Origin of the sequence: uncultured Fibrobacter sp. (genome assembly GCF_946062555.1) — a bacterium.
In the GTDB taxonomy this organism is placed as follows: domain Bacteria; phylum Fibrobacterota; class Fibrobacteria; order Fibrobacterales; family Fibrobacteraceae; genus Fibrobacter.
Window position 1 is genome coordinate 30,928 of record NZ_CAMGVQ010000017.1, and the last position, 12,125, is coordinate 43,052.

Genomic DNA, 12,125 nt, shown 5'->3' on the forward strand with positions numbered 1-12,125 from the left:
CGGTAAATGCATCGTGGCTGAGTCTAGGTTAAAAGACATCAAGATCCTGCACCGGGAACGTCTCCTGGTGCGGGACTTTTTTTTGCATTATGGCAAGGACCTCCAGATGGCCTGCCATTCCGACGAATCGAGCCTGGAAGTGCCTATTGCCGAAAGCGGCATTCATAGGCCGGGCCTTGCGATGGCGGGTTTCACCAAGGTTTACAGTTCCCAGCAGATTCAGGTGGTGGGGCATACCGAATGGAATTACCTTGAATCGATCGGCGCCGAGGCTCGCGCCAGGGTCTTCGATAATTTGTCTGTATACAGGGCGCCCATGTGGGTGGTGACGCATTCGCAGATGCCGCACCCGGAACTGCGGGCGATGTGCGACCGTCTGAATATCCCGCTGTTTTCGACGACGCTCCACACTTACGAGTTCAACAAGATTGCCCAGCGAATCCTGGAGGAATTCTTTGCTCCCTATGCAGTGATTCACGGCAGCCTTGTTGATGTCTACGGCGTGGGCATGCTCTATATCGGCGACAGCAACGTGGGTAAGTCCGAATGCGTGCTGGACCTCGTGGAAAGCGGGCACCGTATGGTGGCCGACGACGTGGTCCACATCAGTAACGTGGAACGCGCCATTATTGGACGACCCGATCCCCTGATCAAGCACCACATGGAAATCCGTGGCGTAGGAATCCTCGATATCCGCTCCATGTTCGGCATCCACGCGATTCGCAAGGTGAAAAAGATTGAAACCATCGTGGAGTTGCAACAGTGGCAGCGCGACGGTGGTTACGACCGTACGGGCCTCAACGAGCAGGAAGAAGAAATCATGGGGGTGAAAATCCCGAAGGTGGTGATTCCTGTGGCGCCCGGCAAGAACCTGACGGTGATTTCCGAGGTGATTGCCATGAATACCTTGATGAAATATAGCGGCCAGAACGTGGCGCAGGACTTCAATGAGGCCCTGATGCAAAAGATTAAGGCCAAGGCCAAGGGCGAGTATGTCGATGATTTGTTAGATTTCGACAATCAGAATTGGTCCTACTATGAATAGATTTACAAGGCTCATCAAAGAGAACCTGCTGCCGTTTGTCGTATTTGTTGTCATTGTCGTGCTCTGTTGCGGGGCATGGTTCTTTTTCCACCCTGCAAGCCCTTACCATGACAGGTATGTCTTTGTCGTCTCCTTCCAGAAGGTTGGCACCCTTTCCCCGGGCAATGCGGTCTGCATTCGCGGGATCAAGTGTGGCCAGATTACCAAGGTGGAGCTGACGGACGATGCCGTCTACGTGACTGCGGAAGTTCTCGCGACATCGAAGATTCCCGTCAATTCGGAATTCAGGCTGATCAATTCGGGACTGATGGGTGAACGCGAAATGAATGTGCTTTCGGGGGACAGCCCGCGGCTCGTTTCGAACGGCGATACGTTGTTCGGCGTATTTGACGAGGGCATGACGGGCGTGGGAAAGAAACTTACGGCGATTATGGATGGTGCCGGTGAAATCCGGGATACTCTGGTCGCTCTTATGGATTCCATTTCCGAAGGGGCTGCGGGCAAGAAGATTGATCGCGTTTCTCACAAGGCGGATCGGCTTGTGAAGCTGACCAAGGGGAATGTCCGCGAATGGAAGAGCGAGGTGCAGTCCTTGCTTGACAAATGCGACCGTTCCCTGGAAAGTGCGCAGGCGGCGCTGGACGGCATGTCGTCCCGTGCAGGGAGCAAGCTTGCTGAGGTCGATAATTTGATAGACCGTACGCGGAAACTGTTGTTGAGGGTAGGTGTTCTGAAGTCCCAGTCCGAGGAAATTATGGCAAAGCTTGCCAAAGGGGATAATTCTGCCGGACTCTTGCTTCAGAAGGATTTGCCTATCAATAGGGAACTCGACAAGCTGCTCCAGGACGTCGATTCCCTGCTGAATGATGTCAAAAAGAACGGTCTAGACATTAATATCGATATTTTCTAAAAAAGTTTACCTTTTTTTGAAAAAATAAGTTATTTATCATTCTATCGGAACAAATGCGTAATTGCAACCAAGGAGAAAACCATGGCTGAGAAGAAATCTGCTGAAAAGAAACCCGTCAAGATGAGCGATGAGGATTTGAAGTTCTTTGAAGATATGTTGATTGAAAAACGCCGTCAGATCGTAACGGCGCAGACTGATTTTGACAAGACGGAAACTTTCAAGAACCAGGCGCAGGCGGGCGAAGGTGGCGAATCCAACAGTGCCGACCTTGCAACCGACTACAACGCCCTGGAAACGAACTTCTCCCTGGCTGCCCGCGAAGGCAAGTACCTGGTGTACCTCGAAGAAGCGCTCAAGCGCATCAAGAAGGGTACCTTCGGTGTCTGCAAGGTGTGCGGCGAACTCATTCCGAAGGCCCGCCTGATTGCGGTTCCGACTGCAACCAAGTGCGTGAATTGCAAGGAAGAAACCAAGCGCAAGGAAAAGGAAGACAGCCGCCTCGAAATGGCCCGCATGCTCGCCGAAGCCCAGCGCCGCGAAATGCAGAAGAAAGCCGCCGGAAAGTAATAGAGGTCGCACCTGCGGTGCTCTGGGCAATGAGCTTCGAGTAACGAGGTGTACATAAAAATTTCAAAGCCCCGAACAGGGGCTTTTTTATAAGAAAAGCCTGGCGATTGCCAGGCATTTTTTTCTCAGAGGCACGTTAGTGCCGTGCTCACACCTCAGAGCTAGGCGCGCTCACTATCCCTTGGCTAGCAGTTCCATGAGTTCGTTGTCGAGTCTTTCGGGATTGTCGTACTGCTTCAGGGTCTGGTGGAGCGATTCTCCCTTCGACACGATGCCGAAGTCCAGGTTCTTGTAGTTCCAGTAGCTGTAGCCTACGTCTGCATTGCGCAGGATTTCCATGAAGTCGCGTATCCAGGCGAGCTGGTACTGGCGTGCGACTTGCACATACACTCCGAATTCGTTGCAGGCGACGGGCAGGTCGTACTTCGCGCGGAAGTCGAGTGCGTTCTGGATACTTTCTTGCAGACGGGCCTTGTCCCACTTGCCGAATTCCACGTCGAGGCGGGTGGTTGCACCGGCCTCGGGAGCGGCGTAGTCCCCTGGCCACGGGCGGTCGATGTGGAAGAACGGGTCGTTAATCCATGCCGCATGCTGGTGCGTGAAGGTCACCGGGGTGTAGGTGTGGAAACTGTAGATGGCGTTGTCGTCGTCCATCGGGGTCAGGTACTTGAATTCGTGGGCGCTGTTCCACTTGTTGCTCCCTACCACGATGGTGTTCTTCGGGGCGTGATTGCGGATTGCCCAGAAAATTTCGTCTTTTACTTTGTCCCAAACCAGGGAATCGGCGGCGGCGGGTTCGTTCAGGAGTTCCATCATTACGCGCGACTCGCCGCTGTAGCGCTCGGCCATGAAGGACCAGACCTTGGCGGTGTCCTTGCGGGCGTCGGCACTAACGAAGAAGGGCTGTTCCTGGTACGAACCCAGGTGAAAGTCGTGGCCCGGGCACTTGTGCAGGTCGAGAATCACGTCGAGGTCGTTTGCCTGGATTTCCTTGATGGCCTTGTCCAGCAGCGCAAATACTTCGTCCTTGGGCTTGAGGGAGCCTTCGTCGAACAGGTTAAAGTAGTCCACCGGCAGGCGTACATGGTTGAACCCCGCACCGCGGATGCGCTTGAAATCTGCGTCGCCGAGGAATGTCTTGATGTGTTCAATGATCCCGGGAAAACCGACGGGATCTTTTTCCTGGATGCAGTCCACCTGACTGAACCATCCGCCCAAATTCACTCCCCGCAGTCTTTCTTTAATCATAGTATCATCCGTTGTTTTGCGAAAAGGCGGAATTGCCTTATTCGTTTACGATCGTCAGGTCTTCTTCGGCGATGTTCAGGCTCATGATGACTTCCATGTCATCGGGTAGATCCTTGAAATCGACTACCAGTCCAACCTTCTTGGATTCGTCCTTCTGCTTTTCGAACAGGACGACATCGAAAATCTTCATCTTGACCACCGCCTCTTGAGTGACGGGGATTTCTACGGTCATGCCCTTGCTGATGGGCCCTTCAACAATCTTGCCCTTGAACACCAGGGAAGTCTGGTCGTCGCCGAGCGAGGTCTTCTTCACATGAAATACAGCCATTATACCTTAGCCATTTTTCGGTTATTCTTCTGTTATTTGTTTTTTGACCCTGTTGCAGGTCGTGGCGAAAAATTAACTTTTTTATATGGCTTTACAAGTTGGACGAATCCCTTTTTTGGTCTGTGCGCCGTTTTTTCATGGCATCCTTGGTCGAGAGTCCGAACTTGGCGACGTGGAATTTGTGGACGGCCCTCCGAGTGTACACTGTGCGGGCCTCAAGGACGGCTCGATCCATCTGTCTCCGGCTTCTTCGATCACCTTTGCGCAAAAACCGGGCGCCTTCGTTCTTGCTCCCGATATATGCACTTCTTGCTCGTTTGAAGTCCGTTCGGTTAAGTTGTATGCAAAACGCCCGATCGAGGACTTGAATGGACGGAAGGTCCGCTTGACGGGACAGAGCATGACATCAGTGAATTTGTTGAAAATCCTAATGCAGGAACGGTTCGGGATTGAGCCTGTATACGGTGTTGGGGCCTACGAGCCTTCCGACGACGCCTGCCTCTTGATTGGCGACCAGGCCCTCGAAGAAAATGAACGGCATCGGTTTGCGTTCGACTATGACCTGGGTTCACTTTGGCAGGACTGGCAGGGCGTGCCGTTTGTCTTTGGAGCGTGGATTGTTTCGAAGTCGGCCTTGCAGCCGGAATTGCGGCGGACGCTTCAAATGTACTTGCAGGCGACGCGCGAAAGTATCGAAAGCTTCCGCGCGAATCCGTCGCGGGCCTTGGACCGGTGGCTTGGGCGCTACCCGGTGAAACTTTCCCGTTCGGTGGTCGAGAATTATTATTCGGCGCTGGATTACCGCTTTACCGAAGCCCGCAAGCGTTCGCTAACCTTATTTTTTGAACATGCTGCACGACTTGGGCTGATTCGCGAAGTGCCCCCGCTGGAATTTTTGTTATTTTAGTATTGTAACCCATTCACCTGGGGGAAACTTATGGTCGAAGAAAAAATCTTGATAGTCGATGACAACGCGGAAGTCATTGAGAATACGAAACACCTCTTGACCGAGGTGGGCTACGGCGTTACCAGTTGCAAGTCGGGCGAGGACGCTCTCGAGTTCCTGAAAGACAATACCGTGGACCTCGTTCTTCTGGATATCAATATGCCGAACATGAACGGCTTCGATGTCTGTCTCCGTATTCGCCAGCGCCATCCGCTGGATGATCTCCCGATTATTTTCCTCACGAGCCGCGAAGATAGCGACAGCGTGACCAAGGGGTTCCAGGCGGGCGCATCGGACTTTGTAAGCAAGAGTGCCATTTCCGAAATCCTGCTTGCTCGCGTGAATGTGCATATTCGTCTTTCCCGCTCGCTTAGGAACTTGCGCGACATTTCCCTGACGGACGACATGACGGGATGCTTCAACCGTCGTCACGGAATGTACTCGTTGCGTGAATGGTTCTCGCGTTCCAAGCGTTACGGCACGCAGTTCGCCATCATCTATTTTGACTTGAACGGACTCAAGGCGACGAACGACCAGTATGGCCACCAGGCGGGTGACCTGCTCCTGCGTTCGGTCTCCTCGGCAATCAAGGGAATCCTGCGTGAAACCGACCAGCTCTTTAGAATGGGCGGTGACGAGTTCCTGGTCATTTGTCCTGAAACCGACAAGAAGGGGGCCATGGTCTGCGCCGAACGCATGCTGAAGGCCGTGTCCGAAATTACGATTGTGGACAAACGAGCATCCTTCGCGTACGGCATCGCCTATTCCGCCGAAGACTACAAGGAAATGGACGACATGCTGCACAGCGCCGACATTTCCATGTACAAGATGAAACAGGAAATGGAAAAGTAACCCCGACGGTTATCCTCACGTCATCCAGGAATGGAATAGAAGCTTGTCATCCTGGAGCCACGAAGTGGCGAACGGGATCTAGGAACTAAAAAATCCTACTTGATGGAAGCGAGGAGCTTTTTCAGGCGCTCGGCAATGGTTGCCCAGTCGCCTGTGGCCATCAGCTTCAGGTCGTAAATGCTTGCGCCGAACGAAAGCAGGTTTGCGCCGGCCTTCAAGTAGCTTGCGGCGTTCTCCGGGTTCACGCCGCCGCATGCCATCAGCGGAATGTCGCGGAACGGCCCGCGCAGCGCCTTGATGTATTCGGGGCCGCCCACGCAGTTCACCGGGAAAATCTTTACGGCGGTGGCGCCCAGGTCGTATGCCTTTTGCACTTCGGTGGGTGTCAGCGCGCCCGGAATAATCGGGATGCGAGCCGTGGCAGACAGGCGGATGATTTCGTTGCGCGTATTGGGCGTCACGATAAATTCGGCACCAGCGGCAATGGCTTTGTCGAGGTCGCTCCCGTGGCGGACTGTGCCTGCACCGACAGCAATGCCGTAAGGCTTTGCGGCGGCCTTGAGGTCGGCGATGATTGCTTCGGCGTTAGCGGTGTTCATGGTGACTTCGATCGCCTTGAGTCCGCATTCAACGGCGGTCTTGACGCATGCTTCTTCGGCGCCCTGGGGAATGTCGCGGAGAATGCCCACGACCGGCATCGGTTGTAAAAATTCAAGCAGATTCATATCCTAAATATACAGAAAAAGGGAGTGATGTGCATAAAAAAATGTTTTTTTTTGGAAAAATAGACAGTTGTTGGTTATTATTCGAACCGAAGCGCTTCGATGGGGTCCAGGCGACTAGCCTTACGGGCCGGGTACCACCCGAAAAAGACTCCGGTGGCAAAGCACACGCCAAAGCTCACGATAACGCTCGTGATGGACACGCTCATGGGCCAGTTCATGGCAATTTTTACCGTCTCGGAAGCGGCAATGCCAAGGGCGATGCCGATGGCGCCGCCAAGCAAGCTGATGATGACCGATTCAAAAAGGAACTGCAACAGAATGTCGCGGCCGCGGGCACCGATAGCCATACGCAGGCCAATTTCCTTGGTGCGTTCGGTCACCGACACATACATGATGTTCATGATGCCGATGCCGCCTACAAACAAACTAATTCCTGCGATTGCGGTCAGCACCAGCGAGAGCATGTCCGAGGTGCTGGTGACCATCTGGATCATTTCTTCTTGGGTAAAAACGCGGAAGGGGTCGGTGGGCTTTGTCCAGCTGCGACGTTCTTTCAAGATTCCCATGATTTCTTCGGTGGCTTGCGCCGCGTAGCCCTCGCCAATAGAATTCGCGTAAATCTGACGGATGTTCGTAGTGGCGTTGAACCGCTTCATCACCGTCTGGTAGGGTGTAAAAATCACGTCGTCGTTGTCTTGCCCGAAATCGCCGGAGCCTTTCGCCTTTAGGGTGCCGATGACCTTGAGCGGAATGCTCTTGTAACGGATGGTTTTGCCGATGGGGTCGCCTTCGGGGAACAGGTTTTTCACGACAGTCTGGCCAATCACGCAGACTTTGGCCATGCGGTCTGCCTGGTCGTCGAACATGACGCCGTCTTCGATTTCGTAGTTGCGGATTTTCAGGTAGTCGGCCGATACGCCGCTCAATGCCGTGGGGGAGTTGTTGTTGCCTACAATGGCCTGCCCGCCTACGGTTATCATGGGCGAGACTCCGTCAATGTAGGTGGCGTTTTCGCGGATAGCGATGACGTCGGCTTCTTCGAGCGATTCGGTGGATTCCATTTGCACGCCGCCGCGACGGTCGCGGTTCGGCATGATGATGATGGCGTTCGTGCCCATGGCGGTCATCTGTTCCTTGATGGATTTTTTGGAACCTTCGCCCATGGCGACCATGGTGATGACGGCTGCGACACCAATGACGATGCCGAGCACCGAAAGGAAGGTGCGCATGCGGTTACGCAACAAGGCGCGGAGGGAGATTTTAATTAAAGTAAGTGGAGACATAGACAAATTCCTAGAAGTGTCATGCTGGAGCCGTAAGGCGACGGGATCCAGTGCTAAAGTTTTGGATTCTCCCCCTTCGGGGATCATGCGCACTAAGGCAACAAAAGCATATAAGGCGAACGCCGCGACAGAATGTTTACATTCTGGCATGGTTGAGCCGAAATTGCGGACGCCAAAGGCGTCCACTTGCCAAGTGCTGTCCGGCCTCCCGCGCTTCGCTTGGTCGAGAATGACTTTAATAAATGCTATTCATCAAAATTCTCCGGGGGTGGGAGCGCTTCAAATGCGGCTTTGGCGTCTTGAACGGTTTCGTTCTTCACGTCTTTTTTTAAAAGTCCGTCGCGCAGCGTAATGGTGCGACCGCTGAAGGTCGCGATGTCGGGTTCGTGGGTCACGAAGGCGACGGTTTTTCCGCGGCGGTTCAGCTCCTGGAAAATCATCATGATTTCGTAACTGGTGCGCGTGTCCAGGTTTCCGGTGGCTTCGTCGGCCAAGATGATGACAGGATCGTTCACCAGGGCGCGAGCAATGGCGACTCGCTGTTGCTGGCCGCCCGAAAGCTGGTTCGGCAAGTGGTTCATGCGGTCTTCAAGCCCGACCATCTTTAACGCTTCGATAGCGCGACGGTGGCGTTCCGCTCCCGAAATTTTTGAATTATACAAAAGCGGGAGTTCTACGTTTTCGATAGCCGTGGTGCGGCTGAGCAAGTTGTAACTTTGGAAAACAAATCCGAGTTTCTGGCTGCGGATTTTTGCGAGTGCGTCGCGCTTGAGTTTTTCGGTGTGCTCTCCGTCGAGAATATATTGCCCGGAGGTGGGTCTGTCCATGCAACCCAAAATGTTCAGCATGGTCGACTTGCCCGAACCGCTTGTTCCCATAATCGTTACGAACTCGCCGGGATAGATATCAAAAGAAACTCCACGCAACGCGTGAACCGTTTCTTCGCCCATTTTAAAGTCTCGGCGGATATTTTGTATGGATAAAATCGGGTTCATCATCGTTATTTTGATGCTTAATATAAACTTTTCGTTGCATTTGTGCGGAATGTTCTGATTTTATGTGCAAATTTAGGTGTGAGCTAAGGTCACATTTGGCTCAAAACTTGCAAAAATACTACATTGAGAACAAAATGTAATAAAGACACGCGAGGGATACAATGAAAAAAATCATTGCTTTATCATTGGTCGCTGGTGGTCTTGCCTTTGCTCAGTCGGGGCTTCAGGGCGGATCTTCCGGTATACATCAACACAACGCCTATACATTGGGGAAGGGCGGCATTGAAATTGGAACGGGTGGCGATGTTTCGCTGGACTCCTGGTCCCAGTCTCGTGGCGGCGTGCTCTCGGTGAATAAGCAGGAGCGCTCCTTCCATTCGCAGGCGGGCTCGTTGTCGGGTAATGTCCACCTGGCTGTCGGTCTGCAGGAATTCCTGGATTTGGGTGTTTCCTTGCCTCTTTATTACGATCACGCCAACTTGCGCGGTAGCGGCGAAGGCGATCTTTGGAAAAATAGCCGTGGTGACGTGGATATCTGGATGAAGTCCGGTCTTGTGGGCGATGCCAGGAGCTTCTTTGCCGCCGCAGCATTGATCGATGTCTATATCCCGACGGGTGAAAAGGGTGCCGGCGTTCGTCCTCGCCATGCGTGGTACCTGAATGACGACGCGGGTAATACCAACCCCTATTCTTCGGATGAAGTGAACTTCGCCGGAACCTTGGTGCTCACCTTGAATTTCGGTGCACTGGGTGTACCGGTCGTGTGGAACTTCCATGCGGGTTATGTGTTTGCCGACAAGGGTACCAATACGCTTGTTTACGGTTCGGGCTTGAATTTCCTTCCGACGAGCTGGCTTGATATCTTTGTGGAATATACGGGTGAAATGCGAGTCGAGGACGGTGCCTACCGTCGTGACCCGATGGACGACCCGATGCTCGTGACTCCGGGTCTTCGTTTCCACCTGCCGTGGAATATCGACTTCGCCCTGGGTGCAGATATCGCAGTCCGTACTTTGAGGAATATTGGCTACGATACCAAGGAAGAAATGAAGAGTGTTGAAAACCACACCGTGCATTACGAAGCAAAGCAGGGTGAAATCCGTTACGGTTATGCGCCGACTCCGACCATTGCCGGTACGGCGCTCCTGACCTGGCGCTTCGGTGGCAACGCCAAGCACGACGAAGACGGCGATGGCGTTCCGGATGAAAAGGACCAGTGCCAGCATACGCCGGACGTGGCCACGGTTGATACTCTGGGTTGCCCGATCGATACCGACAAGGACGGCGTGATCGATGGCCTCGACATGTGTGAAAAGACTCCTTACGGTGCCGAAGTGGATACGGCCGGCTGTCCGATGGATACCGACAAGGACGGTATTCTCGACGGTCTTGACAAGTGCCCGAACACCACCGAAGGCGCTCCGATTGATTCGCTCGGCTGCGAACCGGATTCCGATGCCGATGGCGTGCCCAATACTTCTGACAAGTGCCCGAATACCTTGGCTGGTGTGAAGGTCGATACTCTCGGCTGCCCGAAGGATTCCGACAAGGATGGCGTCTACGACGGTCTCGACAAGTGCGAAAATACCCCGGCCAACTTGCCTGTGGATTCGACGGGTTGCCCGGCCGACGCCGACAAGGATGGCATTGCTGATGCGTTTGACAAGTGCCCGAATACTCTTGCAGGTGCAGCGGTCGACACCCTCGGTTGCCCGGCTGATGCCGACAAGGACGGCGTGCCCGATGCTCTCGACAAGTGCCCGAACACTCGCGAAGGTGCCCAGGTGAATGCGGAAGGCTGCGAAGGCGACTATGATGGCGACGGCATTCCTGATGCGGTTGACCAGTGCCCGAACACCAAGCAGGGCTTGGCTGTTGATTCCACCGGATGCCCGGCTGATGCCGACAAGGACGGCGTGCCTGATGCCCTCGATAAGTGCCAGGATACCAAGATCGGTATGACGGTTGACAACACCGGTTGCCCGCTCGACTTCGACAAGGACGGCGTGCCCGATGGTCTTGACCAGTGCCCGAACACTCAGCAGGGCGTGCCTGTTGACTCTACGGGTTGCAGCGCCGATGCCGACAAGGATGGCGTCTACGATGCCGCTGACAAGTGCCCGAATACTCCTGCAGGTGCAGCGGTCGACACCCTCGGTTGCCCGATTGACACCGACAAGGACGGCGTACCTGACTATCAGGACAAGTGTCCGAACACCCTCGAAGGCGTCCGCATCGACAAGAAGGGTTGTCCCCTGAACAAGAAGGAAGACCTGGATCAGTTGAAGAAGGGCATTAACTTCCAGAGCGGTTCCAAGAAACTGACGAAGTCCAGCTACAAGACCTTGAACAACATTGTTGCCTTGATGAAGAAATTCAGCACGGCAAACATCGAAGTCCAGGGCCATACGGACAACACCGGTTCCGAAGAAACCAACAAGAAGATTTCTCAGGACCGTGCCCAGGTGGTGGTGGATTACTTTATCCAGAACGGCATTTCTCCTGACCGCGTTCGTGCTGTGGGCTTCGGTTCTGACAAGCCTATCGCCGACAACAAGACGAAGAAGGGCCGCTCCAAGAACCGCCGTGTTGAACTCGTACCGTTCTAATCGGAAATCTTGAAAAGCTACTGCAGCCTAGCTGCAAAAAAAGGGTCGCCGCAAAGGCCCCCTTTTTTTGTATGAATAAAACCAACACCGAAATTAAAACTTCCTTCAACTCCGAATTCTGAACTCTGAATTCCGAATTATCACAACTCTGAACTCTGAATTCCGAATTACCTAAACACCCACTTCTTATACAGCGTAAAGCTTGCGACGACGTACACTCCGTTCGCGACGATGTTTGCGAAGAAGCCGGGCTTCATGTACTGCGAAATGAATTCGGTAAACGGTTTGCACCAGGCGGTGTCGAGTGCGTAGACAGTTGCTTCGAGAGTGGCGAGGTTAAGGAGGTAGGCGGCTGCGAAGACGATGACGAATCGGATGACTTCGGTGCGTTTCCGGTTCGTGCTCTTGAAATTCCAGAGGCGGTTCATCAGGTAGCTGTTGATGGCGCCGAAGATGAATCCGAGAAAATTGGAAAGTTCCAGGTTCCAATCTAGCAGCTGATGCATCACCCAGACCGATGCCAAGGTGATGAGCGTGTTCATGACGCCGATGATATTGTACTTGATGAAATGCTTCACATGGAAAAATGTAGGAAATAGAGCTTAGTTGATAGAACT

12 protein-coding genes are annotated in these 12,125 nt (G+C 53.5%); 6 read left to right on the top strand and 6 right to left on the bottom strand.

The annotated features are described in order from the left end of the window. Nucleotides 1-13: 13 nt before the first annotated feature. The 3 genes from hprK (at nucleotide 14) to Q0P86_RS06915 (ending at nucleotide 2,522) form a co-directional block, all read left to right on the top strand. Nucleotides 14-1,045 carry an HPr(Ser) kinase/phosphatase gene (gene hprK, locus Q0P86_RS06905; RefSeq protein WP_290992658.1) on the top strand — a complete coding sequence of 344 codons (1,032 nt, stop codon included), beginning with the start codon at nucleotides 14-16 and terminating at the stop codon, nucleotides 1,043-1,045. After that, on the top strand, nucleotides 1,038-1,955 hold the full coding sequence (locus Q0P86_RS06910) for an MlaD family protein (protein WP_295038338.1): 918 nt from the start codon (nucleotides 1,038-1,040) through the stop codon (nucleotides 1,953-1,955). The genes hprK and Q0P86_RS06910 overlap by 8 nt, the downstream gene beginning before the upstream one ends. A gap of 81 nt (nucleotides 1,956-2,036) precedes the next feature. Then, nucleotides 2,037-2,522 (top strand): TraR/DksA C4-type zinc finger protein, encoded by a 486-nt coding sequence (locus Q0P86_RS06915; RefSeq protein WP_290992664.1) that lies wholly within the window; start codon nucleotides 2,037-2,039, stop codon nucleotides 2,520-2,522. A 174-nt stretch (nucleotides 2,523-2,696) separates the two neighbouring features. Here Q0P86_RS06915 and Q0P86_RS06920 read toward each other — a convergent pair whose 3' ends face one another. Beyond that, a complete protein-coding gene (locus Q0P86_RS06920; RefSeq protein ID WP_294112354.1) occupies nucleotides 2,697-3,770 on the bottom strand; it encodes a glycoside hydrolase family 5 protein in 1,074 nt (357 codons plus the stop codon). Nucleotides 3,771-3,807: 37 nt separating this feature from the next. Beyond that, entirely contained in the window at nucleotides 3,808-4,098 is a 291-nt protein-coding gene (locus Q0P86_RS06925) for a hypothetical protein (protein WP_072979644.1), read from the bottom strand. Between the two features lie 85 nt (nucleotides 4,099-4,183). Here Q0P86_RS06925 and Q0P86_RS06930 point away from each other — a divergent pair, with 85 nt between their 5' ends. After that, complete coding sequence (locus tag Q0P86_RS06930) at nucleotides 4,184-5,005, top strand: menaquinone biosynthetic enzyme MqnA/MqnD family protein (RefSeq protein ID WP_295038341.1); 822 nt, start codon at nucleotides 4,184-4,186, stop codon at nucleotides 5,003-5,005. A 30-nt stretch (nucleotides 5,006-5,035) separates the two neighbouring features. Continuing rightward, a complete protein-coding gene (locus tag Q0P86_RS06935) occupies nucleotides 5,036-5,896 on the top strand; it encodes a diguanylate cyclase (RefSeq protein ID WP_295038342.1) in 861 nt (286 codons plus the stop codon). 95 nt (nucleotides 5,897-5,991) lie between these two features. On the opposite strand, the gene Q0P86_RS06940 is transcribed toward Q0P86_RS06935, so the two are convergent. The 3 genes from Q0P86_RS06940 to Q0P86_RS06950 form a co-directional block, all read right to left on the bottom strand. Then, on the bottom strand, nucleotides 5,992-6,621 hold the full coding sequence (locus Q0P86_RS06940; protein ID WP_295038345.1) for a bifunctional 4-hydroxy-2-oxoglutarate aldolase/2-dehydro-3-deoxy-phosphogluconate aldolase: 630 nt from the start codon (nucleotides 6,619-6,621) through the stop codon (nucleotides 5,992-5,994). 77 nt (nucleotides 6,622-6,698) lie between these two features. Then, a complete protein-coding gene (locus Q0P86_RS06945) occupies nucleotides 6,699-7,904 on the bottom strand; it encodes an ABC transporter permease (RefSeq protein WP_294112357.1) in 1,206 nt (401 codons plus the stop codon). A 245-nt stretch (nucleotides 7,905-8,149) separates the two neighbouring features. After that, the gene (locus Q0P86_RS06950) at nucleotides 8,150-8,902 is read right to left on the bottom strand and encodes an ABC transporter ATP-binding protein (protein WP_366941281.1); all 753 of its coding nucleotides are present in this window, start codon (nucleotides 8,900-8,902) and stop codon (nucleotides 8,150-8,152) included. Between the two features lie 158 nt (nucleotides 8,903-9,060). On the opposite strand from Q0P86_RS06950, the gene Q0P86_RS06955 reads away from it, so the two are divergent. After that, on the top strand, nucleotides 9,061-11,508 hold the full coding sequence (locus tag Q0P86_RS06955) for an OmpA family protein (protein ID WP_295038352.1): 2,448 nt from the start codon (nucleotides 9,061-9,063) through the stop codon (nucleotides 11,506-11,508). A gap of 167 nt (nucleotides 11,509-11,675) precedes the next feature. Here Q0P86_RS06955 and Q0P86_RS06960 read toward each other — a convergent pair whose 3' ends face one another. After that, nucleotides 11,676-12,086 carry a GtrA family protein gene (locus Q0P86_RS06960; RefSeq protein ID WP_290992685.1) on the bottom strand — a complete coding sequence of 137 codons (411 nt, stop codon included), beginning with the start codon at nucleotides 12,084-12,086 and terminating at the stop codon, nucleotides 11,676-11,678. Nucleotides 12,087-12,125: the final 39 nt, after the last annotated feature.